We start from the raw sequence: 25,879 nt of genomic DNA, 5'->3' as shown, positions 1-25,879 counted from the left end.
CAAGAAAAAGGAGGATTCACATATGGGAATCATCTACTGCGAGAAAGACAGAACGTTTACCCTGCAGACAAAAGAAACTACATATCAGATGCAGGTGGATCAGTACGGATTTCTTCTTCATCTCTATTATGGTAAAAAGGCAGAAGGCTGCATGGATTATCTTCTGACTTACTATGACAGAGGATTTTCCGGAAATCCCTATGATGCGGGAACAGACAGAACCTATTCCATGGACTCTCTTCCACAGGAGCTTTCCTGCTACGGAAACGGAGATTTCCGCAGTGCATCACTGATGCTGGAAAACGGTGACGGAAGCATGAGCTGTGATATGCGTTACAAGAACTATACTATCCGTGACGGTAAATACAGCCTTCCGGGGCTTCCGGCTGTTTATGCGGAGAACGATGAGGCACAGACTCTGGAGATCGCACTGGAGGATCCGGCTACCGGCGTGGAGGCCATGCTTCTTTACGGTGTACTTCCGGAACTGGATATCATTACGAGAAGCGTCTATGTCCGTAATCAGAGCAGTGAGAAGATCTATGTGAACAAGGTGATGTCCGCAGAACTGGATTTTCTTTACGGAGATTATGACCTGCTTACTTTTTACGGAAGACATGCCATGGAACGGAATCTGCAGAGGGTTCCGGTAGCACACGGAAGTCAGATGATCGGCAGTGTCCGTGGTACATCCAGCCATCAGTATAATCCGATGATGATCCTGGCAGAAAAGGACACTACAGAGGATCATGGAGGTTGCTATGCTATGTCCTTTGTATACAGTGGAAATTTCCAGGGTGAGGTTCTGAAGGATCAGTACAATCAGACAAGAATGCTCCTTGGTGTACAGGAGGAGTGCTTCCGGTATCCGCTGGAAGCCGGGGAGACCTTCTATGCGCCTGAGGTGATCTTAAGCTACACAGATCAGGGAATGAACCGTCTTTCCCAGAATCTGCACAGCTGCATCCGTCACCATATCTGCCGCGGCAAATATAAAACAGCGATTCGTCCGGTACTGGTAAACAGCTGGGAGGCAGCATATTTTGATTTTACAGGGGAGACTTTATATAATCTGGCAAAAGAGGCAAAGAGCCTTGGTATCGATATGCTGGTTCTGGATGACGGTTGGTTTGGAAAACGTGACGATGACAACAGTGGTCTTGGGGACTGGTATGTCAATGAGAAGAAGCTTGGAGAGACTCTCGGCGGACTGGTAAAAAGAGTCAATGACCTCGGAGTGAAATTCGGTATCTGGGTCGAGCCGGAGATGATCTCTGAGGACAGTGATCTTTACCGCGAGCATCCGGACTGGGCACTTACGATTCCGGGAAGAAAACCAGTGAGGTCCAGAAATCAGCTGGTACTTGATTTTTCCAGAAAAGAAGTTGTAGACGGAATCTTCGGACAGATCAGTGCGGTATTGGATAATGCCAATATTGAGTACGTTAAATGGGACATGAATCGAAGCCTGATGGATGTATTTTCCGTAATGACTAAGGATCAGGGACGTGTAATGTATGATTATGTCCTGGGATTGTACGATTTTCTGGACCGTATGGTGAACCGTTATCCGGATCTTCTGATCGAGGGCTGCAGCGGCGGTGGCGGAAGATTTGACGCAGGCATGCTGTATTACACACCGCAGATCTGGTGCAGCGACAACTCTGATGCTATTGACAGGCTTCGGATCCAGTATGGCACTTCCTTCGGATATCCGGTATCGGCCATGGGAGCACATGTGTCTGCAGTGCCGAACCATCAGACAGGAAGGATCACCCCGTTACATACCAGAGGTGTGGTTGCCATGTCCGGAACCTTCGGCTACGAGCTGGATCTTCTGAAGCTGACTGAGGAAGAAAAAGACGAGGTCCGCAGCCAGATCGGGGAATTCCGTAAATATGCGCCACTGATCCAGAATGGACGATACTATCGCCTGACAGATCCGTTTAAGAGTGAGATCTGTGCATGGGAGATCGTTGGAAATTCTCAGGAAGAAGTTCTGCTCAATGTTGTCATGGAGGAGATCCATGGAAACATGACTGTGAATTATGTGCAGCTTCGTGGCCTTGATGAGAGTGCTCTGTATAAGGAACAGGCTACCGGCAGGATCTATTCCGGAGCTGCTCTGATGCATGGTGGAATGCCGCTTCCTGCAGAGTTTGGGGAGTACAGAGCTTATCAGTATCATTTTGTGAGAGAATAAGAGCGTATTGAGACAGTAAGATAAATAAAAGGATCCGTCATACAGACAGCTGAAAAAGCCGATGTATGGCGGATCTTTTTTATCATAGCTTAGTGTACGGTGATCTGATAGCTCTTGATAAATTCCTCATCCGGTTTCAGCACATTGATATTTGCTTTTTCGGAAAGAGGCTTTTCAAAACCACAGTCATCACAGCGTCCCATCCACGGCTCCAGGCATACGAAGGGAGCACCGGGTACGGACCAGATACCGAAATTCGGGAAGCCCTCACTGGTAAGTGTCAGATATGGAGTTCCGTCCGGGAAGAGGATACCGGCCTTTTGGATCTGGCCGTTATCAAAAACAAGAGCATCTTTATCAAACATATGAGGAGCAATGGAACAGGTTCCGTTTTCAAGGGAAAGTGTATGTGGCTCGTCAGCAAGGACTGTTCCTACAGACGTATCGATAAGGAGATAGGTAAGAGTGTCCAGGCCTTCAAAAGCAAGACGGTAATCACTCTGGGATTCGCCTTCACGTACCGGAACACGGAATGCCGGATGGCCGCCGATGGTAAAATACATAGTTTCAGAATCATTATTAACTACTTCCCAGCATACTTCCAGGTCGTGCTTCTTCAGAGTGTAGGTGATCTTCAGAGCGAAAGCAAACGGATAAACATTCAAGGTTTCTTCAGAGGACTTAAGGACAAAGGAAAGGGAAGTATCGGTGATATCCGTGCAGATAAAATCGCTGTCCCTTGCAAAGCCGTGCTGTCTGGAAGGATATTCCTTTCCGTTCAGACGCCAGATATCTTTGTAGTTACGTCCCACGTTGGGAAAAAGTACAGGCGCATGGCGTTTCCAGTAAGCCGGATCTGCCTGCCAGAGGATCTCCCTGTCATTAGTCTTGTCATAGATGCCGGTGAGTTCAGCACCGTGATCGGAAACGGAAATCTTAAGAAAGCTATTTTCAATCGTTCGTGTCATGATAAACCTCCTGTATGACAGCATTCGGGTAATATTACCTCGGAATTGCTGCATGTTTTTTTCTATTTTAGCACATTTTTCAGATGATAACGAGAAAAATACAATCTGTGAAAAATATAACTGGAAAATCTGTCATATTTCACAAGAGAAATTGCTGTTTTTTGGAAGAATAACCTTGACTAATGAAGGATAAATCTATAAAATAATTATGTGCGTAGAAAACATACATTTTTTATGTTTTAAAGAACAATAATTAGGAGGAAAATGTAAAATGGCAAAATGGGTTTACATGTTTACAGAAGGTAATGCTACTATGAGAAATCTTCTGGGCGGCAAAGGTGCCAACCTTGCTGAGATGACAAACCTCGGTCTTCCTGTACCGCAGGGCTTCACAATCACAACAGAGGCCTGCACACAGTACTACGAGGATGGCAGATCCATCAACGATGAGATCATGGCTCAGATCATGGAAGCAATTACCAAGATGGAAGGAGTTACCGGTAAGAAATTCGGTGACAAAGAAAATCCTCTGCTTGTATCCGTTCGTTCTGGTGCGAGAGCATCTATGCCAGGTATGATGGACACAATCCTCAACCTTGGTTTAAATGAAGAAGTTGTTAACACTCTTGCTGAGAAATCCGGCAATGAGCGTTGGGCTTGGGACTGCTACAGAAGATTCATCCAGATGTACTCTGACGTAGTTATGGAAGTTGGTAAGAAATACTTCGAGGAGCTCATCGATGAGATGAAAGCTAAGAGAGGTGTTAAGCAGGACGTTGAGCTTACAGCTGCTGACCTGCATGAGCTTGCTGACCAGTTCAAAGCTGAGTATAAATCCAAAATCGGTTCTGATTTCCCAACTGATCCGAAGGAGCAGCTGGTAGGCGCAATCAAAGCCGTATTCCGTTCCTGGGACAACCCACGTGCGAACGTATATCGTCGTGACAACGATATCCCATATTCCTGGGGTACAGCTGTTAACGTACAGATGATGGCATTCGGTAACATGGGTGATGACTGTGGTACAGGTGTTGCCTTCACACGTGACCCTGCTACAGGTGCTAACGGTCTGTTCGGTGAGTTCCTTACCAATGCACAGGGCGAGGACGTAGTTGCTGGTGTTCGTACACCTATGCACATCTCCGAGATGGAGCAGAAGTTCCCGGAAGCATTCGTACAGTTCAAACAGGTTTGCGAGACTCTTGAGAAACATTACAGAGACATGCAGGATATGGAGTTTACTGTAGAGCATGGTAAACTGTATATGCTTCAGACACGTAATGGTAAGAGAACTGCACAGGCTGCTCTTAAGATCGCTTGTGACCTCGTTGATGAGGGAATGAGAACTGAGGAAGAGGCTGTTGCAATGATCGATCCTCGTAACCTTGATACACTTCTTCATCCGCAGTTCGATGCAGCTGCTCTTAAAGCTGCTACACCGATGGGTAAAGGTCTTGGTGCTTCTCCAGGAGCTGCTTGCGGTAAGATCGTATTCTCTGCAGAGGACGCTGTTGAGTGGGCTGCAAGAGGAGAGAAAGTTGTTCTTGTTCGTCTTGAGACATCCCCAGAGGATATCACAGGTATGAAAGCTGCTCAGGGTATCCTGACAGTTCGTGGTGGTATGACATCTCACGCAGCTGTAGTTGCTCGTGGTATGGGATCCTGCTGTGTATCCGGATGCGGCGATATCGCTATGGATGAGGAGAACAAGAAATTCACACTTGCTGGTAAAGAGTTCCATGAAGGAGATGCAATCTCCATTGATGGTACAACAGGTAACATCTATGACGGACTTATCCCGACTGTAGATGCTAAGATCGCTGGTGAGTTCGGACGTATCATGGGATGGGCTGACAAGTACAGAACAATGAAGGTTCGTACAAACGCTGATACTCCTGCTGATGCTAAGAAAGCTCGTGAGCTTGGTGCAGAGGGAATTGGTCTTTGCCGTACAGAGCATATGTTCTTTGAGGGCAACAGAATTGATGCATTCCGTGAGATGATCTGCTCTGAGACAGTAGAGGAGAGAGAAGCAGCACTTGCTAAGATCCTTCCGGAGCAGCAGGGAGACTTCGAGAAACTCTATGAGGCACTTGAAGGAAATCCTGTAACAATTCGTTTCCTTGATCCGCCACTTCATGAGTTCGTTCCTACAGAGGAAGAGGACATCAAGAAACTGGCTGACGCTCAGGGCAAGACTGTAGAGCAGATCAAGACAATCATCGCTTCCCTTCACGAGTTCAACCCGATGATGGGACATCGTGGATGCCGTCTTGCTGTTACTTATCCAGAGATTGCTAAGATGCAGACAAGCGCTGTTATCCGCGCAGCTATCAACGTTAAGAAGAATCATCCGGATTGGAACATCAAACCGGAGATCATGATTCCGCTTGTTGGTGACATCAAAGAGCTTAAATATGTTAAGAAATTCGTTGTAGAGACAGCAGATGCTGAGATCAAAGCAGCAGGTTCTGACCTTGAGTACGAGGTTGGTACTATGATCGAGATCCCGAGAGCAGCTCTTACAGCTGATGATATCGCTAAAGAGGCTGACTTCTTCTGCTTCGGTACAAACGACCTTACACAGATGACATACGGATTCTCCCGTGATGATGCTGGTAAGTTCCTTAACGCATACTATGATGCTAAGATCTTCGAGAACGATCCATTTGCTAAGCTTGACCAGACAGGTGTCGGCAAACTTATGAAGATGGCTATCGAGCTTGGAAAACCGGTTAACCCGAAACTTCACGTAGGTATCTGCGGTGAGCACGGCGGAGATCCGTCTTCCGTAGAGTTCTGCAACGAGATCGGACTTGACTATGTATCCTGCTCACCGTTCCGTGTACCGATCGCTCGTCTTGCAGCAGCACAGGCAGCAATCGCTAAGAAGAACGCATAAGTAAGAATACATTTCAGGCTGAAGTTTCAGTCTGAGCATATATAAAGCTTCTGGCAGTCTGTAGAAATACAGATTGTCAGAGGCTTTTTTTTCTTTATGATATTTTTTGAAGTATTCCGACGGTTTACGAAAAATAGGATTCATGGTATCATGAAAGAAACAGGGCAGATAAAGCCGGAGGATAAGGAGAATTTTATGAATCAGGAATCACAGACACCTCATAAGAGACGTGTACGATATAAAGGAAAATATCCGAAGAAATTCGAGGAGAAATATAAAGAGCTTCAGCCTGAAAAGTATAAGGATACCATTGAACATGTGATCAGCAAGGGAAACACACCGGCTGGAATGCATATTTCCATTATGGTAAAAGAGATCATTGATTTTTTGGAGATCAGGCCGGGACAGGTTGGATTTGATGCTACACTTGGTTACGGTGGGCATACAAAGGCCATGCTGGAATGTCTGAGAGGTCAGGGACACATGTACGCCACGGATGTGGACCCGGAAGAATCTGCCAAGACAAGAAAACGTCTGGCAGAGCAGGGATTCGGAGAAGATATCCTGACGATTAAACTCCAGAATTTCTGCACCATTGATGAGATCGCAGAGGAAGTTGGAGGCTTTGATTTTATCCTTGCGGATCTTGGGGTGTCTTCTATGCAGATCGACAATCCCAAGAGAGGGTTTTCCTTTAAGGTGGATGGTCCTCTGGATTTAAGGCTGAACCAGGAAACCGGAATCAGCGCAGCACAGCGTCTGGATACCATTTCAAGAGAAGAGCTTGCCGGAATGCTGGATGAGAATTCCGATGAGCCGTACTGTGAGGAGATCGCGAAGGCCATCACAGATGAGATCCGAAGAGGAAACCACATAGATACCACTACGAAGCTTCGTGAAGTCATTGAGAAGACATTGTCTTTCCTTCCTGAAAAAGAGAGGAAAGACACGGTGAAAAAAACATGCCAGAGAGTTTTCCAGGCACTGCGTATTGATGTGAACCGGGAATTCGAGGTCCTTTATGATTTTATGGAAAAACTTCCCGGAGCGCTGAAGCCAGGCGGCCGTGTAGCAATCCTTACCTTCCATTCCGGAGAGGACAAGCTGGTAAAGAAAGCCTTAAAGCAGGGTTATAAAGACGGCATCTATTCCGACTATTCAAAAGATGTGATCCGTCCTTCCGCACAGGAATGTGCACAGAATGGGCGCGCCAGATCCACGAAGATGCGCTGGGCTGTGAAGGCCTGAGTGAAGAGTGAAAGAGCAGTTCTGATACAAATACAGAAACAGAAAAATCCTGGAATGCGTTGACATTCGGGATTTTTTTTGCTATGTTATATAAGTTTACATATGATAAAGCTACGGCTTAAACTGAATAGGAGAAAGGATATGGATGTGGAGGAAAAGAAGGACATTTTTGATAAACTGATGCATCTTCCGGTGCTGAATATATTTGAACCTTTTTATAAGAAACATAAGGAAGTTCTGATGTATCTGTTCTTTGGAGGGCTCACATTTTTTCTGAACATTGCGTTGTATGCATGGCTGGATAAGGGCCTGGGCATGAATGCGCTGATCGCCAATGTGATCTGCTGGGTGGTCTGCGTACTGTTCCAGTATTTTACAAACAGGACATGGGTATTTGACGGGCAGGTGGATTCCGCCGCCGGATTTTTAAAGCAGATGGCTTCGTTTTTCGGAGGACGGCTCTTTACTCTGATTGTGGAGGAAGCAATCCTTGCGGTATTTATCACCTGGCTTGGATTTAACAGCATGGCAGTGAAACTTGTTGCTCAGGTGGTTGTGATCGTATTGAATTATGTGATCAGTAAATTGATTGTTTTTAAAAAATAAAAGATAGTTATATTTGTGGAAAAGGAGTTGGACTGAAATTGACAAAGGACAAGACCAATGATATGACCGTGGGAAATCCGGTGAGCCTGATCATCCGCTTTATGATTCCCATGTGTCTCGGAAATATTTTTCAGCAGTTTTATAACATTGCGGATTCCATTGTTGCGGGTCAGTTCCTGGGAGTAGATGCGCTGGCTGCAATCGGAAGCACCGGTTCACTGATGTTTTTTGTTACCGGATGGCTTAACGGACTGAGCAGTGGCTTTGCCATTCTGGTATCCCAGTGGTTCGGGGCGAAGCAATATGATAAGATGCGTCATTACGTAGCTATGTCCATTTATCTGGCAGCAGCCTTTGCCATTGTGATGACCATTGGCTTTGAGGCTTTGAATGAACCGATTCTGCGGTTGATGAATTCACCGGAGGATCTGATGGGATCTGTGAAGGGATATATGGGAATTATTTATGCAGGCCTGATCGTAACAGCGGCATATAATTCACTGGCAGCGTTTCTCCGTGCACTTGGAGATTCAAAATCTCCGCTGTATTTTCTGATCATTTCGGCAGTGATCAATGTGTTCCTGGATATTCTGTTTATTGTAAAAATCGGGATGGGAGTGGAAGGCTGTGCCTATGCTACGGTTATCGCGCAGGCAATTTCCGCAGTCTGCTGCCTGATCTATATTATCAAAAAGTTCCCGATCCTGCATCTGAAGAAAGAAAACTTTGAAGTTTCTTTTACCAGCTTCCGTTATCTGCTGGCCCTTGGTATTCCCATGGGACTTCAGTTTTCCATCACAGCAATCGGAACCATTATTGTGCAGGGTGCGGTAAATATTTACGGTTCTGTATATATGGCAGGATTTTCCGCTGCGGGAAAAATACAGAATATCATTGCAACTGTATTTGTAGCTTTTGGTGCGACGATGGCAACCTATGTAGGACAGAACCGGGGCGCCGGAAAGATGGACCGTGTAAAAGCAGGAATGAAATATACCCAGATCATGATCCTGATCTGGAGTGTGATCACTATGATTATTATGTTCTTTTTCGGAAAGTACATGACTTGGTTATTTATTGACAAATCCCAGACGGATGTTATTAATGTTTCTGTTACTTATTTTCATACGGTATTCTGGGCATATCCGTTCCTTGGAAGTATCTTCCTCTACCGAAACGGACTTCAGGGACTGGGATATGGCTTGGTTCCCATGCTGGGCGGTGTGTTTGAACTGGCGGCAAGAAGTGCGATCGTTATGTTTGTTGCAGGAAAAACAAGTTTTGCAGGTGTATGTCTGGCAGATCCTGCCGCATGGATCGCAGCGCTGATCCCTCTGATCCCGTATTATATTTATGTGATGAAAAAGTGGAGCAGGGGAAAAAAGGAAACTGCTGCCTGAGTGGGTATAATACAGAAAATGAAAAGAATAAATTTAGGCTTGCAATTATGGAAGATACAGTTATAATGATATTATAACTGCGGAAAAAACCAGGAAACCGGGATTCCGGGTAAGATTACAGATCCAGAAGGGAGAATATAGATCATGGAAATCACAAAGGAAACAACAATGGGCGAGATGCTTGCATACGATGAGAAGATCGCATACATTCTTATGCAGGAAGGAATGCACTGCATCGGCTGTCCGTCTTCTATCGGTGAGTCTCTTGAGGAGGCATGTATGGTACACGGACTTGATGTAAACGCTGTACTGGCAGACATCCATCATTATGAGGAAACCAAGAAGCAGAAATAATCAGCAGTACAATTTATATTAGAACGTACAGATTACGGACCGCAAGGGATAACGACTGTGCATGTCTTTTTGGCATGCCGTCGTTATCCCTTTTTTTGTGAGCAGACGATAAAGAGAGTCTTAAATATCTGCTTGATATGGAGGAAAAAAGCATGTATGTGATGATCGATAATTTCGATTCATTTGTTTATAATCTCAAGGCATATTTTCAGGAGCTTGGAAGAGAGATCCTGGTCAGACGCTGCGACGAGATCACCCTGGAGGAGCTGGAAGAGCTGAACCCGGAAGGAATCATCCTTTCTCCGGGACCGAAGCGTCCCTGGGATGCGAAGCTCTGCGTAGATACCGTAAAAAGATTTCAGGGAAGGATTCCTGTTCTTGGTGTCTGTCTGGGCCATCAGGTGATTGGCCACTGTGCGGGAGCAGTAGTGGAAAAGGGAGTGTGTCCTATGCACGGAAAAGTAACAGAGATCCACAACCACGGAACAGGAGTGTTTGCAGGCCTGCCTGAGAAATACAAGGTGACAAGATACCATTCCCTGATCGTGCGGGAAGACAGCATTCCGGAGGAGTATCAGGTGGATGCGCTTTCTGATGATGGTGCTGTTATGGGAATTTCCCATAAAGCATTGCCTATCTATGGTGTGCAATTCCATCCGGAAGCCGTTCTTACGGAATATGGACATGAGCTTCTTGAGAATTTTTGCAGGATCGCGGAGAATTTTCAGAAGGAGGAGTAAAAATATGTACAAAAATCAGCGAAGAATAAAAGAACTGACCCCATATATCCCGGCAGTGGACATTTTTCGGATCTACGAGAGAGAACCCGGAGCAGCGTTTCTGGATTCCTCCCTTGTCAATGAGCTGGGACATTATTCCGTGATCGGAAGATGTCCGTATCTGAAGCTGGTAAAGGACGGAGAGAACTTTACTATCAACGGAAGGCCGGAAACAGAAACAACCTTTGAAGACTATATGCGGGAATATTTAAATACCCATGAAGACAAAAATAACAGCGGACTTCCCATCGTATCCGGTGCAGTAGGATATTTTTCCTATGATTACGGAAGAAAACAGATGGGAGTACCATCCGGAGAAAAGGATCTTGTGACTGTTCCGGAGGCAGTTCTGACGTTTTATGACTGTTTTATCATAGAAGACTGTCAGGAAAAAAGAACCTATCTTGTGTCAAATGGAATCAGTGCAGACGCTGCAGCAGAAATCGGAGCGATGGAAAAAGCAATCCGGGGATTTACAGAGGCGGGGAAACAGAAAGGATCGGAAACAGGGGAAAAAAAGGAATCCGGAAACAAGATGGTCACGGAAAATTCTCACCGTGAGAAATTCAGGATCCAGGTTCATCCCAACTTTGAGAAAGAAGAATACAAACAGGCAGTAGACCGGATGATCCGCTATATTATAGAGGGCGATATCTATATTGCCAATATGACGCAGCAGCTGACCATTGAAAGCGAAAAACCACCTCTGGATGTTTTTTATGATCTTCGGAAAAATAATCCGTCTCCTTTCGGCGGATATCTGGATTTCGGAGATTATCAGATCGTCTGTGCATCTCCGGAACGTTTTCTGAAGATGAAAGACCGTCATGTAAATACCCGTCCTATAAAGGGAACAAGAAAACGTGGCGTAACATCTGAGGAAGATGAAATGCTCCGTCGGGAGCTTCAGGATTCCGGAAAAGATAAGAGTGAACTTCTTATGATCGTAGACCTGGAGCGAAATGATCTGAACCGGGTGTGTACACCGGGAAGCGTGAAGGTAACCGAGCTTTTTACAGTGGAAGCATACGCTACGGTTTTTCATCTGGTATCGGATATTGAAGGAAAACTGGAAGACGGAAAAAATGTTATGGATCTTCTGAAGGCTGCATTCCCCGGCGGTTCTATTACCGGTGCGCCGAAATACCGTGCCATGGAGATCATTGACGAGCTGGAACACGGCAAGCGAAATCTTTATACAGGCTCTATCGGCTACCTGACACTGGACGGAAGCTGCGATTTCAATATTGTGATCCGTACAGCCCTTCATAAAGACGGAAAATATCACCTTGGCGTTGGCGGCGGGATCACAGCAGAGTCAGATCTGGAATTTGAGTATGAGGAGACTCTGCAGAAGGCGAAAGCGATCCTGGATGCAATGCAGTAGAGAAACATACAGAACGGTAAAAGTGAAAGGCTCTGTGGACAGATCAGAGAATCTGACAGGGACACTTCATAAGGAGGTCAAAGGAAATGAACAACATAACCTTAGACGAATGTTTTCAGTTTGGTCTGGGAGCATTTGAGACCATAGGAATAGAAAAGGGAACCCCCATACTTCTGGAAAAGCATCTGAAAAGACTGGAACGGGCGGCAGATTTCCTGAAGCTGGGTGATCCGGCAGTACGTGGGATCACAGCCGGGAGGATCGAAGAATATCTGGAAGAACAAAAAAAACGCCCGGAGGTGCAGAAAGAATTTGACGGACTGGAACACTGTGCGCTGAAGCTTATGCTTACAAAGGAAAATGCAGTGTATTCTCTTCGTGCCAATCATTATACGCCGGAGAATTATGAAAAAGGCTTTATCATGGATGTCAGCAAGGTGAAACGGAATGAAACATCGCATCTTGTATACCATAAAACCATGAATTACGGGGACTGTATCCTGGAAAAACGAAATGCAGTAGCAGCAGGAATGGATGAACGGTTGTTTCTGAATACAAAGAAACAGATATCTGAAGGGACAGTAAGCAATGTATTCTTTGTGCGAAAAGGCGTGATCTATACACCAAAAGTCAGCTGCGGACTTCTCCCGGGAATCCTCCGTGAATACCTCTGTGACACGGAAGAAGTGGAAGAAACTTATATCTATGTTCAGGATCTTAAATGGTATCAGGAATGCTTTGTCACCAATTCCCTGATGGGGATCATGCCGGTGCGCCAGATTGAGGGAATCCGGTTCGAGGAAGACAAAGTGACGAAGGAGCTGATGGGAAAATATCAGAAGATGGTCAGAGATACTGTGAATAAGAAACAAGTCGGATAAAGGTTATTGCGAAACCATCACATTCCGGAATGAGAAATAAAATGTGGATAGCTGATTTCTGAGAAATGTACCTGAAGATGGCGGAAGTATAATCAGGAATTCGAAATGATACATAGAATGATAACGGAATTTGACAGAATATGACCAAGACAATCAGGGATAAAGGTGCATCAACCTGGAAATACTAGGGATGATGCACTTTTTTTGTGCAAACTCAACCAAAATCGGTCATAAATTTTGTGAAGTAGTTTGGTTGACTTTGAACGAATTTGGAAGTATACTAAGTTCAACAAATAAGGAACAACAAAAAGCGGTCAGAAACCCGCAGAAATGCGAATACCCGCTTAACAAATAGGGAGGAGAAAGAAATGATCTGTACCGTTACTTTTAATCCATCTCTGGACTATATCGTTTCCGTAGAAAACTTCAAACTGGGGCTTACCAACCGGACCAGTTCCGAGCTGATGCTTCCGGGCGGAAAAGGAATCAATGTTTCCACAGTGCTGATGAACCTCGGGATTGAGAATACCGCACTTGGTTTTATGGCAGGATTCGTTGGAGATGAAATCGTAAGAAAACTTGAGGAAATGGGAGTAAAATCCGATTTTATCAAAATCCCGGAAGGTGTTTCCAGGATCAACCTGAAACTGAAATCCATTGACGGAACTGAGATCAACGGAATGGGACCGGAGATCAGCGCTGAAAAGGTTCAGGAGCTGATGAAGAAGCTTGACACACTGAAAGAGGGAGATGTGCTTTTTCTGGCAGGAAGTATTCCTTCATCTATGCCGGATGATATGTATGAGAAGATCATGGCGAGACTGGATGGAAAAGGCGTGATGATAGTTGTGGATGCAACGAGAGATCTTCTTGTGAATGTCCTGAAGTATCATCCGTTCCTGGTGAAGCCCAATAACCATGAGCTTGGAGAAATCTTCGGCGTAGAGCTTAAGAACCGTCAGGATGTGATCCCTTACGGAAAGAAGCTCCAAGAAAAAGGAGCCAGAAACGTGCTGATCTCAATGGCCGGTGAGGGAGCTGTCCTGGTAGCGGAAAACGGTCAGGTGTTTGAGAAACCGGCGCCGAAAGGAACACTGGTAAACGGCGTAGGAGCCGGAGATTCCATGGTAGCAGGCTTTATGGCAGGCTGGATGGAAAAACAGGATCACGAATATGCATTCCATATGGGGATTTCCGCAGGAAGCGCAAGTGCATTTTCTGAAAATCTTGCCACAAGGGAAGAAGTTCAGGCAGTATATGAACAGGTAACAGAGGGGTAAAGAAGAAAGGAGAAGGGAAGATGAGAATCACAGATCTGCTTGACAAACGAAGCATATCACTGGATGCTGCACCGAAGACGAAATCTGAAGCTCTGGACATGGCCGTAGATCTTATGGTAAAAAGTGAAAAGATCAGCGACAGGGAAGCTTATCGGAAACAGGTGTATTTAAGAGAGGAAGAAAGTACGACAGGAATCGGTGAGGGAATCGCTATTCCTCATGGAAAATGTGATGCGGTAAAGAAACCGGGACTTGCTGCCATGGTAGTAAAAAACGGCGTGGAATTTGAGGCACTGGATGATGAGCCGGTTACCCTTCTTTTCCTGATCGCAGCACCAAATACAGAAGATAACATTCATCTGGATGTACTCAGCAAGCTTTCCGTAATGCTGATGGATGATAATTTTACAGAATCCTTACGCAACGCAGGTTCTGTAGATGAATTTATGGAGATCATCGACAAGGCCGATGAGGAGAAAAAAGATATTGATGAAAGACTGGCAGATACAGGAAGTTCCGAAGGAGCCAGAGCTAAACTGCTGGCAGTTACCTCCTGCCCCACAGGTATTGCCCACACCTACATGGCAGCAGAGGGACTGGAAAAAGCAGCGAAGGCGAAAGACTGTTTCATTAAAATAGAGACACGAGGCTCCGGTGGAGCAAAAAATGTACTTACGGATCAGGAGATCCGGGAGGCAGACTGCATCATTGTAGCTGCAGATGCCAAGGTTCCCATGGATCGTTTCGATGGAAAGAAAGTCATCGAATGTCAGGTTTCAGATGGAATCAGCAAAGCGGACCAGCTTGTTGAACGTGCGATTTCCGGAGATGTTCCGGTATATCATGCAGCAGCAGGTAGTCAGAGCTCTTCCTCAAATGCAAAAGCAGGCGGCGGAGCAGGCCACAAGATCTATATGCAGCTGATGAACGGGGTATCTCACATGCTTCCGTTGGTTGTAGGCGGTGGTATCCTGATCGCTCTTGCGTTCCTGATCGATGGTTTAAGTGTAGATTTAAGTTCCCTTCCTGCAGACCAGAGAGCAAACTTTGGTACAATCACACCGGTAGCGGCTGTTCTGAAAAGTATTGGTGGCACAGCATTTGGTTTCATGCTTCCGATCCTGGCCGGATTTATTGCAATGGCCATCGGTGACAGACCGGCACTTGCAGTTGGACTTGTGGGTGGTATGATCGCGGCAAACGGAAAATCCGGTTTCCTCGGAGCACTTCTTGCAGGTTTCCTTGCAGGATATCTGATCCTTGGACTTCGTAAGGTTTGTGATAAGCTTCCGGAAGCACTGGAAAAAATAGCGCCTGTACTGATCTATCCGGTTGTTGGTGTTCTTCTTATGGGACTCTGTATGACCTTCGTTGTAGAGCCGATCATGGGCGGTATCAATACAGGATTAAATAATGCCTTGACAGGCATGGGAAATTCAAGTAAAGTAATTTTAGGGTTGGTTCTCGGTGGTATGATGGCCATTGATATGGGCGGCCCGTTCAACAAAGCAGCATATGTATTTGGTACAGCAGCTATTGCGGCAGGCAACTATGACATTATGGCAGCAGTTATGGTGGGAGGTATGACTCCTCCGTGTGCCATCGCACTCGCATCCCTGCTGTTTAAAGACAAATTTACAAAAGAAGAGCGTGAGGCAGGACCGACCAACTTTATTATGGGACTTGCATTTATCACAGAAGGTGCGATTCCTTTTGCGGCATCTGACCCGGTCCATGTACTTCCGTCCTGTATCGTCGGTTCCGCAGCAGCCGGAGCGATCTCCATGTTCTTCAACTGTACACTGATGGCACCACATGGCGGAATCTTCGTATTCCCGGTTGTAGGTAATGCAATGATGTATCTGGTCGCACTGGTTGTGGGAACTCTGATCTCAGCTGTACTTCTCGGGGTACTGAAGAAAAAAGTTGCTTAAATTTTTTTAAATTAAAATAAAAACTGGAGGATAAAGAAATGAAAGAATTCAAGTATGTAGTAACAGATAACGAAGGAATCCATGCACGTCCGGCCGGAGAGCTTGTGAAGCTTGTAAAAGGTTTCGAGTCCAAGATCACTATCGAGAAGGACGGCAAGACTGTAGAGTGCAGAAAGCTTCTTGCACTTATGGGACTTGGCGTAAAGAAGGGACATGAGGTTACCTTTACATTCGATGGTGCAGATGAGGATGCAGCATACGAGGCAGTAAGCAAATTCATGCAGGAGAACCTGTAATCTCAGAATGAGTGAACAGAAGGCATCCCGGTCCGGTCGATCGGGATGTCTTTTTTGAAGGAGGAAAAGGAATGCTGACGGAGCAGAGATACGAGATCATACTCGGCCTTCTCAGAGAAAAAAACAGTGTTACGGTAACAGAACTGAAAGATATCCTGGATGCATCGGAATCTACGGTCCGCAGAGACATCACGGCGCTTTACAAGGCGGGGAAGCTGACCAGGGTTTTTGGCGGTGCGGTGGCGCTGGAACATACTGTCAATGCCTATGAGCCTACCGTAGCCCAGAAAGTTGAGCTGAATATTGAAGAAAAAAAGAAGATCGCAGCCTATGCGGCAGCTCTGATCCGTCCGGAAGATTTTGTGTATCTGGATGCGGGAACGACTACCGGATATATGCTGGAACATCTGGAAGGCTCCGGGGCGACTTTTGTCACCAATGGTGTTTCCCATGCCAGGGCTCTGGCTCAGATGGGAGTTCGTGTATTGCTGATCGGCGGAGAATTGAAGGGATCTACGGAAGCTGTGATCGGAAGTCAGGCCATGCAGATGCTGAAGAATTATCATTTTACCAAGGGCTTTTTCGGGACCAACGGGATGACTCAGAGAGAAGGCTTTACCACGCCGGAATCCAATGAGGCACTGGTAAAGCGAACAGCCATGGAGCAGTGTCTGGAAAAGTACGTGGTGTCTGACAGCTCCAAATTCGGACAGATCAGTGCGGTGACATTCTTTTCATTTGACGGAGCGGTAATTCTGACGGAAAGCTGTTCCAAAGAATATAAAGATTGCAGAAATATACAGATCGTATCATAGAAAGATCACAAATAAAAAACCGGTTTGGAAGAAAAATTCTTCGTAAACCGGTTTTTTATTCGTTGAGGATCTGTCTCAATCTTCCTTGGAGATCATGGATTCCAGATCTTCCACGGAAATGTCTTTTTTGTGCATCAGCTTGAGCAGACGTTTCAGTTCGGTAGCTTCCTTTGCTTTTTGCTCAGCTTTGCGGATCTCATCCAGCTGAGCTGCCAGTGCAGTTTTTTCATCCTCCAGCGCTGCTATCTTTTCGGTGTAGGCAGCAATCTTAGAATCTACTTTGGAAATTTTCTCATTGAGTACTTCTATCTTTGTACGTCTCTGTGCCATATGAAACCTCCTGATAAAAATATTACTTCTTATATACTATACAATAGCATAAATGACGATGAAATACAATTGTGAATTGATGTACGATGTGTTATCATGGATGTATATAATATTTCAGAAACGTAGGAAAATACTATGAATAAAGATAAGGGCGTATTTATGACTGCCCAGGAAGTAAATAAAGAAATAGAAATTCTAAAGACGGTTTTTGACATTGTAAGACTGGTGGATGTCAGCCGTACAGCTCCGGTAAATATTGGCTCAGATGATTGCTCTTATGAAGCAGAACATAAATGCTTTGCAGTGTGGAATAAAAACAGAAGATGTGAGAACTGTATTTCTGCCAAAGTTTTTGCCCGCAAAAACAGAATGACGAAATTTGAGTTCGTCAATGATGACATTTACCAGGTGATCGCCAAATATGTGGTTATAGACGGGACACCTCTTGTTATGGAAATGGTCTTTAAAATGACGGATAAGATCTTTCTGGGAGCTTATGGAAGCGGATCTCTGATCGATAAGATCAGCAGATTCAACCGGGAATTATATGAAGATCCGCTGACTGGTGCCAGAAACCGGAGATATTTTGAGGAACAGCTGAAATCCCTGGATAAGATGGGGGCTATAGCTATGATCGACGTGGACAATTTTAAACAGATCAATGACAGCTATGGCCATGTAGCTGGAGATGCGGCGCTTTGTACCATTGTCAGAACGATCTTTGAGCATGTGCGGGCAGATGACGTGGTACTGCGTTATGGAGGAGACGAATTTCTTCTGATGTTTGAAGAAATCCCGGAAAAGGTATTTCAGCAGAAGCTGGAAGATATCCGGGAAGAGATCGCAATGGCAGATGTGCCGGAATACAAAGAAATCCGGCTTTCCATGAGCGTGGGAGGTGTATATGGAAGCTGTAAGGTCAGAGATGGAGTGATGGAAGCGGACAGACTTCTCTATCAGGCCAAGCGGCAAAAAAACTGTGTTGCCTACAAGAGGATCTGACGGAAATGACATGACAGTCATTGAAAGCAGAATTATGTAACAGGCGCATGAGGTGTATATCTGGCAAGTGAAAGGGAGAATAGGGATATGAAGATAATCGCAAGGATCAGAAGTGATTTTCCGACAAAATTCGGAATCCCGCGTCAGAGCGGTCGAGTGGAAGAACTGACAGCCTGTATTGTTTTTGAACCGGAATACCGGGTACGGGAAGCGGTAAAAGGACTGGAAGATTTTTCGCATATCTGGCTGCTGTGGGAGTTTTCACAGTCGATCCGTGAGAACTGGTCCCCTACAGTACGTCCGCCACGCCTGGGCGGAAATGAAAGGATGGGCGTATTTGCCACCAGATCGCCCTTCCGTCCCAATCCTGTAGGATTATCCTGTGTGAAGCTTGAAAAGATCGATCTGGGAAGCAAAGAGGCTCCTGTACTGATCGTATCCGGTGCGGACCTGATGGACGGAACTCCCATCTATGATATCAAGCCATATCTGCCTGTGGCAGACTGCCATCCGGAAGCGCTGGGCGGCTTTGCGACGAAGGTGGAGCAGCATTTTCTGCAGGTAGAGATCCCGGAAGAATGGAAGGTAAGGATTCCGGAGGATAAGCTTACTGCGTTGGAAGGCGTGCTCAGAGAGGATCCGAGGCCTGCCTACCAGAAGGATCCGGAGAGGATATACGGAATGCCTTTTGCAGGAATGGATGTTCATTTTCAGGTAAAAAACGGCATACTTACAGTATGTGAGATCACAGGATATAAAAAATCAGACAGAATTTAAAATTACCTTTGACAAATTTTTTGTGAGATGGTATTATAATAAATGAGTTAGCAAGTGCTAACTCAATATTTTAAAAGTAAAGTTAGTTTAAAATAACCTTAAAACAGTCATATAAAAGTTCAGAGATCAAAGGAGAGTGAATTATGAGCGTTGTAATTGTAGGCGGTAATGAAAGAATGGTATGTCAGTATGAGGATATCTGCAAAGGCTTCGGATGCAAGGCGAAAGTTTTTGCCAAGGAAAAAGGAGCCATGAAGAAAAAGATCGGGGTGCCGGATCTGATGATCCTGTTCACCAGTACCGTTTCCCACAAAATGGTAAACTGCGCAGTAGAAGAAGCAAAGAAAAAATCCATTCCGGTATGCCGCTGTCACACAAGCAGCGCTGCAGCTCTCGAGAACATTCTGAAGCAGTACTGTGCATAAGAAACAGGTCAGGAGATACTTTTCTCTTGTATAATTTGACTTTTTTTGCAGAAATGTTACGGAAAGGCTTGCAAAATTACAAATTATTCAATAAAATAGCCGTAGGTTTCTGTGGTAAAGCGTTGCAGTGAATGGTGAAAAGGCGGCGCTGGAAGTCGAAATTACAGGTGAGAGGTGTTATCATGAAAAAAGTTGTAAAATTCGGTGGAAGTTCTCTTGCAAATGCGGAGCAGTTCCAGAAAGTGGGCGATATCATCCGCAGTGATGAGAGCCGCCGTTATGTAGTTCCGTCAGCTCCGGGAAAGAGATTTGACGAGGATATCAAAGTGACGGATATGCTTTATGGATGTTATGACGCAGCATCCAAAGGGGAGGATATCACTGAGAAGATCAATGCGATTAAGGCGCGATATTATGAGATCATTAAGGGACTCGGACTGAGCCTTTCTCTTGAGGAGGAGTTCAAGAAGATCGATGAGGATTTCCGTGCACAGGCAGGAATCCAGTATGCGGCATCCAGAGGAGAGTTCCTCAATGGTAAGATCATGGCTGCATATCTTGGATATGATTTTGTGGATGCAGCTTCTGTGATCCGTTTTGATAAAGCTGGTAATCTGGAAGCGGAGGAGACCAATAAACTCCTTTCCAAAAAACTCAGCAAATCCCAGCATGCGGTTATTCCGGGATTTTACGGCGCATGTGCAGATGGCACAGTAAAGACATTTTCCAGAGGTGGTTCTGATGTGACAGGTTCCCTGGTTGCAAAGGCTATCCATGCAGATATTTATGAGAACTGGACGGACGTTTCCGGTTTTCTTGTAACAGATCCGCGTATCGTTCACAATCCGGAGCCTATCGAGGCGATCACATACAGAGAGCTTCGTGAGCTTTCCTACATGGGAGCTACTGTTCTTCATGAGGATGCCATTTTCCCGGTTCGTAAAGAGGGAATTCCGATCAATATCCGTAACACAAACAGCCCGGAGGATAAAGGTACTCTGATCGTAGAGAGCACCTGTAAGAAGCCGAAATTCACTATTACCGGTATCGCCGGAAAGAAAGGTTTCTGCTCTATTAATATCGAGAAATCCATGATGAACAGTGAGATTGGGTTCGGACGCAAGGTACTTCAGGTATTTGAAGATCAGGGGATCAGCTTTGAGCATGTACCATCCGGAATCGATACCATGACTGTATATGTTCATCAGGACGAATTTGAGGAGAAAGAGCAGCAGGTTATCGCAGGTATCCACCGTCTGGTGCAGCCTGATTTTGTGGAGATGGAATCGGACCTTGCACTGATCGCAGTTGTTGGTCGTGGAATGAAATCCCAGAGAGGCACTGCAGGAAGGATCTTCTCTGCTCTTGCCCATGCAAATGTAAACGTAAAAATGATCGACCAGGGTTCCAGTGAACTGAATATCATCATCGGTGTAGAGAATCGTGATTTCGAAAAAGCAGTCAGAGCAATCTACGATATTTTTGTTCTGACACGGATATAAACAAAATCCGGAAACGGATTTTGTTTATGAGAAAGTAGCGAAGCGGATTTCGAATATCCGATTGATATAAATCCGGAAACGGATTTTGTTTATGAGAAAGTAGCGAAGCGGATTTCGAATATCCGATTGATATAAATCCGAATATCCGATTTATTTAAATCCGCCGCAGTACGTGTAACATACCGTTCTGCGGCGGATTTTTTTGGAAAAAATCCAAGATTTATCTAAAAATAATACAATCAAATTCAACAGGATTTCCAAAGGAAAGACAAAGATATTGTACATTGTGTCGAAAAAAGTTTGATATGAAATAAACAGTATTGACAAAAACTTAACTTTTGTGTAAAACTGGAATATGAAAAAATCAGAAAGGCAGGCGGTCAGCTATGGAGAAACAGATCAAACTGGATGAAAAAAGTGCACAGGAGTTTGTCAGTGCAGCCAGCAGATGTAATTTTGATATTGATGTATTTTATAACCGTATTATCATTGATGCAAAGTCGATCCTCGGACTTTTGAGTCTGGATCTGACAAAGACTCTGACAGTAAAGTGTTACGGAGAAGATGAGGATTTTAATCGTGTTCTTTCCAAGTATGCAGCAGGTTGAGAAATATGAATAAAGAAAAACGGTGATAAAAGGGCGCAGTTCATGAGAAGAAAAGCAGAACATGCGTCCTTTTTATTATGGGAAGCTTTCGGATCATATTTTATGGTATAATCCTGGTATAGCATGGAAAAAGAATAGCTGCCGGACTGGAATTCCGGTAGCTGCCGGGAGTGAAAATATGGAAAAACCAAGAGTGCGGATTTCTGTCAGAAATCTTGTGGAATTTATACTGAGGAGCGGAGATCTGGATAACAGCAGTGGGACATCCGGAGATAAGGAAGCCATGTTAAAAGGCGGAAGGCTTCACCGCAAGATACAGCGGAGTATGAAGGGCGATTATCAGGCGGAGGTTTCTCTGAAAAAAGAAAGTGAATACGACGATGTGGTCATTCAGGTCGAGGGCCGTGCAGATGGGATCTTTACAGAGGACGGAGCCGTTTATATTGATGAGATCAAGGGGACTTACGGAAATGTCCAGGCAATGGACATGCCAATACCTGTCCACCGTGCCCAGGCCATGTGTTACGGAATGATCTGGGGAGAAAAAGAAGGGATTTCTGAAATCCACATTCAGATGACCTACGCTCATCTTGAGACGGAGGAAACCAGGAGATTTCGTGAGGATTTTTCCATAGAGGAGCTTAAAGGCTGGTATCAGAAGCTTCTGGATGCCTATCACAAATGGATCGCATATTCTCTTAACTGGAAAAAAGAGAGAAATGCATCCATGAAGGATCTGCAGTTTCCGTTTCCATACAGAGAAGGGCAGCGGGATATCGTTAGTGGTGTGTATCATACGGTTTCCAGTGGGAAGACCTTATTTGTTCAGGCGCCTACCGGTGTGGGAAAAACCATGTCTGCCATTTTTCCGTCCGTGCGCGCCATCGGTGAGGGAAAAGGTGAAACACTTTTTTATCTTACCGCAAAAACCATCACAGGAACTGTGGCGCAGGAGGCATTTCACATCCTGCGGGAAAAAGGTCTGAAATTCAAGGTAACGGCGATCACGGCAAAGGAAAAACTGTGTTTTCAGGATACTCCGGAATGTACACCGGAGAAATGTCCTTATGCAAAGGGGCATTTTGACCGGGTAAATGATGCGGTTTATGAGCTCTGGACCACTGAAGAGGTATATTCCAGAGAAGTGATCCGTGCTCATGCAGAAAAATGGCAGGTGTGCCCTTTTGAAATGTGTCTGGATCTTTCAATCTGGGTAGACGGGATCATCTGTGATTATAATTACGTGTTTGATCCCAATGTTCATCTGAAACGTTTTTTCGGGGAAAATATTTCCGGGGATCATATTTTTCTGATCGATGAGGCACATAATCTGGTAGAACGTGGCAGAGAGATGTACAGTGCCGGTATTTCCCGTCAGAGTCTGGTAGCACTTCGAAAGAAGATAAGAAAGCGGTTTTCAAAACTGGCCAGAGCACTGGATAAAGCAAATCGCCAGATGATGGAACTGGAAGAGAATCTTGCGGAAACAGGAAAAGGGTATCAGGTGCTACCCAATCCCGGAGTACTGCCGATCACATTTCTTACGATATCAGGTGAACTGGAAGAAATACTGGAGGAAAAAGAACTGGAAGAAGAACTACGCAGGGAAATACTGGAATTTTATTTTATAGTGCGTGATTTTTTAAATGTTTCAGAGCTGGTAGATGAAAATTATGTAGTATATACCGAAAACAGCGTAGAAGAAGGATTTCGTCTGAGGCTGTTCTGTGTGAACCCGGCAGAAAATCTGGGAGAATACCTGAAAAAAGGAAAAAGTGCAATTTTCTTTTCAGCTACAATGTTTCCCATGCTCTATTACCGGGAGCTTTTGACAACAGACCGTGATGCCTATGGGATTTATGTGCAGTCTCCTTTCCCAAAAGAAAACCGCAGGATTCTTATCGGCAGCGACGTAAGCAGCCGGTATACCCGGAGAAATCGTGCAGAATACCGGAAGATCGCCGGATATATTGCCAGATGTGTCTGGCAGAGGCAGGGAAATTATATGGTGTTTTTTCCGTCGTATCGTCTTATGGAAGACGTACTGCAGGTTTATGAGGAAGAATTTTCCGTAGACTGGGTGCGCTGCGTGTGTCAGACGCCGGATATGACAGAACAGGAACGGGAAGGATTTTTGGAGGAATTTCAGGAACGGGAAGGTACCCTGGTAGGGTTCTGTGTCCTTGGAGGGATTTTTTCTGAGGGTGTTGATCTGACAGGGGAAAGTCTGATCGGGGCAGTGATCGTAGGAACCGGACTTCCCCAGATCGGCAGTCAGCGTGAGATCCTGAAAGAGTATTACGATAAAAAGAATCACTGTGGTTTTGATTATGCATATCGCTATCCGGGTATGAACAAGGTGCTTCAGGCCGCCGGGCGCGTGATCCGCACAAAAGAGGATAAAGGCGTGATATTGCTTCTGGATGACCGCTTCTGGGATCGGGATTACCAGGAAATCTTTCCCAGGGAATGGCAGGACCGTACAGGCTGCAGGCTGGATACGGTAGAAGGTGCAGTGGAGACGTTCTGGAAGAGGTTTACTTGACAGAACGGAGAAATCCGATATACTTATAGAGTCTTTATCTGGAAAATCACTGGAGGAATGTGTGGATGCCGGATCAGGACAAGAAACTGTAAAATAGGATCATAAGAAAAGTGAAAGAAGTATATGAGACGAAAAAAAATATATAAAGCATTGGCATTTTGTCTGAGCACAGTGATGCTCGCACAGCCGGTTTTTGCGACAACAGTGCAGCAGACGGCACAGGGAAGCCTTGGTTCTGTTACGGAGGAGTCCCAGATACTTCCAATTCCCGGTGAAAACGGGAAATATATTCTGAAAAGCAATGGCTTTTACTGCCTGAATGAAGATGGAACCAAAGAAAATACTCCGGCAGTGTATTATTTTGATCATTTTGAGATCGACGGAACGGTTTTTGATGGATATTATTATCACGACGAAAGCGGTAAATTTACAGCGGGAAACTCGCATATGGTCCAGATCACCGATCTGAAGGCTCCGGCAAAAGACGGCAGCGGTGAGGAAGTTTCTTTTGACGGCTGTTATATGGTAAACAATCTGGGAAAACTCAGCGCCTCTCCACAGGTACGTTATATGGATGAGCTGGTGGTGGACAAAACAACATACAACGGGCTGTATTATTTTGATGAATATGGAAAAATGGTCACAGATCCAGGTATCCATTATCTGGAAATGAATGCTGCAGGACAGATGTTTGACGGATATTATTATTTTGGCGGAGAAAACGGCGTTCTGCTCCAGGAAGAGGGAGAAACTCCGGAGGGATTTTCCGTGGATAAATCTGGAAAAGTCGAGACGAAAGATCTGGGAATGGATGGCCTTGAGAAACGGCTTGCGGATCTTCTTGGAACCTATGAGGGTACATGGAGCGTTTATGTAAAGGATCTGACCAGTGATCAGGAGTTTGAACAGAACAGTCAGTCACTGTACTCAGCCAGTCTGATCAAAGTGTTTGTCATGGCCCAGACCTATGCCAACATGGATGCAGTCCTTCAGAATGAAGCGGCAAAAATGAAAAAAAATGTTACAGATCCGTCCGTATCCACAAAGGTCAATGACCTTCTCTGGAATATGATCACAGTCAGTGACAATGAATCTTTTAATGAGCTGGTACGTCTGCAGACAGCATCGGGTGTTTTTAAGGACGGAGCACAGGCTGTAAATGGATTTCTTGCGGAACAGAAATTTGCAGATACTTCCGTACAGCACATCTTAAGCCCGTCCTCTTCAAAGGACGTCGGCCTCGGTGGCAGGAACACCACTTCCGTAAAAGACTGCGCAGAGCTTCTTTTCCGGATCTATAAAGGAGAATGTGTATCGAAAGAAGCTTCGGAGGCTATGCGTAATCTGCTTCTGAATCAGCAGGTTACTACTAAGATCCCCAGCGGGATATCTGCGTCCGTGGAAATTGCAAATAAGACTGGAGAAACGGATACGGACCAGCATGATATCGCCATTGTATATGGAAAAAAGACTACATATATCCTCTGTGTGATGTCAGAAGACTGTAAACCTGGGGACGCAGTTTCGCATATCCGGGATATTTCCGGTATTGTTTATAATTATCTGAATATGGACCTTGACCAGGGGTGATCTGTGAGTTAGAATAAAAAACAGCTGAGCAAGATCCTGATGGATAT

General features: G+C 45.2%; 22 protein-coding genes. 20 read left to right on the top strand and 2 right to left on the bottom strand.

The window, feature by feature from the left end; translation table 11 throughout:
- The first annotated feature begins 22 nt into the window (after positions 1-22).
- The gene (locus CCC70_RS10470; RefSeq protein WP_270391193.1) at positions 23-2,203 is read left to right on the top strand and encodes an alpha-galactosidase; all 2,181 of its coding nucleotides are present in this window, start codon (positions 23-25) and stop codon (positions 2,201-2,203) included.
- Positions 2,204-2,292: 89 nt separating this feature from the next.
- Here CCC70_RS10470 and CCC70_RS10465 read toward each other — a convergent pair whose 3' ends face one another.
- A complete protein-coding gene (locus tag CCC70_RS10465; RefSeq protein WP_270391192.1) occupies positions 2,293-3,171 on the bottom strand; it encodes an aldose 1-epimerase family protein in 879 nt (292 codons plus the stop codon).
- A gap of 271 nt (positions 3,172-3,442) precedes the next feature.
- Here CCC70_RS10465 and ppdK point away from each other — a divergent pair, with 271 nt between their 5' ends.
- The 12 genes from ppdK (at position 3,443) to CCC70_RS10405 (ending at position 17,053) form a co-directional block, all read left to right on the top strand.
- Positions 3,443-6,073, top strand: a complete 2,631-nt coding sequence (ppdK, locus tag CCC70_RS10460) for a pyruvate, phosphate dikinase (protein ID WP_015525819.1) — start codon at positions 3,443-3,445, stop codon at positions 6,071-6,073.
- Positions 6,074-6,268: 195 nt separating this feature from the next.
- Positions 6,269-7,321 carry a 16S rRNA (cytosine(1402)-N(4))-methyltransferase RsmH gene (gene rsmH, locus CCC70_RS10455; RefSeq protein ID WP_129974628.1) on the top strand — a complete coding sequence of 351 codons (1,053 nt, stop codon included), beginning with the start codon at positions 6,269-6,271 and terminating at the stop codon, positions 7,319-7,321.
- A 141-nt stretch (positions 7,322-7,462) separates the two neighbouring features.
- Positions 7,463-7,927 carry a GtrA family protein gene (locus CCC70_RS10450; RefSeq protein WP_015525821.1) on the top strand — a complete coding sequence of 155 codons (465 nt, stop codon included), beginning with the start codon at positions 7,463-7,465 and terminating at the stop codon, positions 7,925-7,927.
- Positions 7,928-7,989: 62 nt separating this feature from the next.
- Positions 7,990-9,327, top strand: coding sequence for an MATE family efflux transporter (locus CCC70_RS10445; protein WP_021650998.1), 1,338 nt, complete (start codon positions 7,990-7,992; stop codon positions 9,325-9,327).
- A 144-nt stretch (positions 9,328-9,471) separates the two neighbouring features.
- Positions 9,472-9,681, top strand: a complete 210-nt coding sequence (locus CCC70_RS10440; protein WP_021650997.1) for a DUF1858 domain-containing protein — start codon at positions 9,472-9,474, stop codon at positions 9,679-9,681.
- A 152-nt stretch (positions 9,682-9,833) separates the two neighbouring features.
- On the top strand, positions 9,834-10,421 hold the full coding sequence (locus CCC70_RS10435; protein ID WP_044961185.1) for an anthranilate synthase component II: 588 nt from the start codon (positions 9,834-9,836) through the stop codon (positions 10,419-10,421).
- 4 nt (positions 10,422-10,425) lie between these two features.
- On the top strand, positions 10,426-11,847 hold the full coding sequence (pabB, locus tag CCC70_RS10430; protein ID WP_287084802.1) for an aminodeoxychorismate synthase component I: 1,422 nt from the start codon (positions 10,426-10,428) through the stop codon (positions 11,845-11,847).
- An 86-nt stretch (positions 11,848-11,933) separates the two neighbouring features.
- Positions 11,934-12,728 carry an aminotransferase class IV gene (locus tag CCC70_RS10425; protein WP_287084800.1) on the top strand — a complete coding sequence of 265 codons (795 nt, stop codon included), beginning with the start codon at positions 11,934-11,936 and terminating at the stop codon, positions 12,726-12,728.
- Between the two features lie 368 nt (positions 12,729-13,096).
- Positions 13,097-14,008 carry a 1-phosphofructokinase gene (gene pfkB / locus CCC70_RS10420; RefSeq protein ID WP_287084799.1) on the top strand — a complete coding sequence of 304 codons (912 nt, stop codon included), beginning with the start codon at positions 13,097-13,099 and terminating at the stop codon, positions 14,006-14,008.
- Positions 14,009-14,028: 20 nt separating this feature from the next.
- Positions 14,029-15,942, top strand: coding sequence for a PTS fructose transporter subunit IIABC (locus CCC70_RS10415; protein ID WP_287084798.1), 1,914 nt, complete (start codon positions 14,029-14,031; stop codon positions 15,940-15,942).
- Positions 15,943-15,980: 38 nt separating this feature from the next.
- Positions 15,981-16,238 (top strand): HPr family phosphocarrier protein, encoded by a 258-nt coding sequence (locus CCC70_RS10410; protein WP_015525831.1) that lies wholly within the window; start codon positions 15,981-15,983, stop codon positions 16,236-16,238.
- 71 nt (positions 16,239-16,309) lie between these two features.
- The gene (locus CCC70_RS10405) at positions 16,310-17,053 is read left to right on the top strand and encodes a DeoR/GlpR family DNA-binding transcription regulator (protein ID WP_044961183.1); all 744 of its coding nucleotides are present in this window, start codon (positions 16,310-16,312) and stop codon (positions 17,051-17,053) included.
- A gap of 75 nt (positions 17,054-17,128) precedes the next feature.
- On the opposite strand, the gene CCC70_RS10400 is transcribed toward CCC70_RS10405, so the two are convergent.
- Positions 17,129-17,383 carry a hypothetical protein gene (locus CCC70_RS10400; protein ID WP_118513605.1) on the bottom strand — a complete coding sequence of 85 codons (255 nt, stop codon included), beginning with the start codon at positions 17,381-17,383 and terminating at the stop codon, positions 17,129-17,131.
- A 135-nt stretch (positions 17,384-17,518) separates the two neighbouring features.
- On the opposite strand from CCC70_RS10400, the gene CCC70_RS10395 reads away from it, so the two are divergent.
- The 7 genes from CCC70_RS10395 (at position 17,519) to CCC70_RS10365 (ending at position 25,832) form a co-directional block, all read left to right on the top strand.
- Positions 17,519-18,385, top strand: a complete 867-nt coding sequence (locus tag CCC70_RS10395) for a GGDEF domain-containing protein (protein WP_278603818.1) — start codon at positions 17,519-17,521, stop codon at positions 18,383-18,385.
- Positions 18,386-18,472: 87 nt separating this feature from the next.
- Positions 18,473-19,162 (top strand): tRNA (N6-threonylcarbamoyladenosine(37)-N6)-methyltransferase TrmO, encoded by a 690-nt coding sequence (gene tsaA / locus CCC70_RS10390; protein WP_278603819.1) that lies wholly within the window; start codon positions 18,473-18,475, stop codon positions 19,160-19,162.
- A 143-nt stretch (positions 19,163-19,305) separates the two neighbouring features.
- Positions 19,306-19,587: a DUF2325 domain-containing protein gene (locus tag CCC70_RS10385; RefSeq protein WP_015525835.1), complete on the top strand. Its 282-nt coding sequence runs from the start codon at positions 19,306-19,308 to the stop codon at positions 19,585-19,587.
- Positions 19,588-19,769: 182 nt separating this feature from the next.
- Positions 19,770-21,089 carry an aspartate kinase gene (locus CCC70_RS10380; protein ID WP_015525836.1) on the top strand — a complete coding sequence of 440 codons (1,320 nt, stop codon included), beginning with the start codon at positions 19,770-19,772 and terminating at the stop codon, positions 21,087-21,089.
- A gap of 386 nt (positions 21,090-21,475) precedes the next feature.
- Complete coding sequence (locus tag CCC70_RS10375; RefSeq protein WP_015525837.1) at positions 21,476-21,697, top strand: HPr family phosphocarrier protein; 222 nt, start codon at positions 21,476-21,478, stop codon at positions 21,695-21,697.
- A 178-nt stretch (positions 21,698-21,875) separates the two neighbouring features.
- Entirely contained in the window at positions 21,876-24,242 is a 2,367-nt protein-coding gene (locus tag CCC70_RS10370; protein ID WP_278603820.1) for an ATP-dependent DNA helicase, read from the top strand.
- A gap of 123 nt (positions 24,243-24,365) precedes the next feature.
- Entirely contained in the window at positions 24,366-25,832 is a 1,467-nt protein-coding gene (locus CCC70_RS10365; RefSeq protein WP_270391179.1) for a serine hydrolase, read from the top strand.
- The last annotated feature ends 47 nt before the right edge of the window (positions 25,833-25,879 follow it).

It is taken from the genome of Blautia sp. LMAG:89, assembly GCF_008679485.1.
In the GTDB taxonomy this organism is placed as follows: domain Bacteria; phylum Bacillota; class Clostridia; order Lachnospirales; family Lachnospiraceae; genus Blautia_A; species Blautia_A fusiformis.
This window is presented reverse-complemented; position numbering and strand designations above follow the sequence as displayed.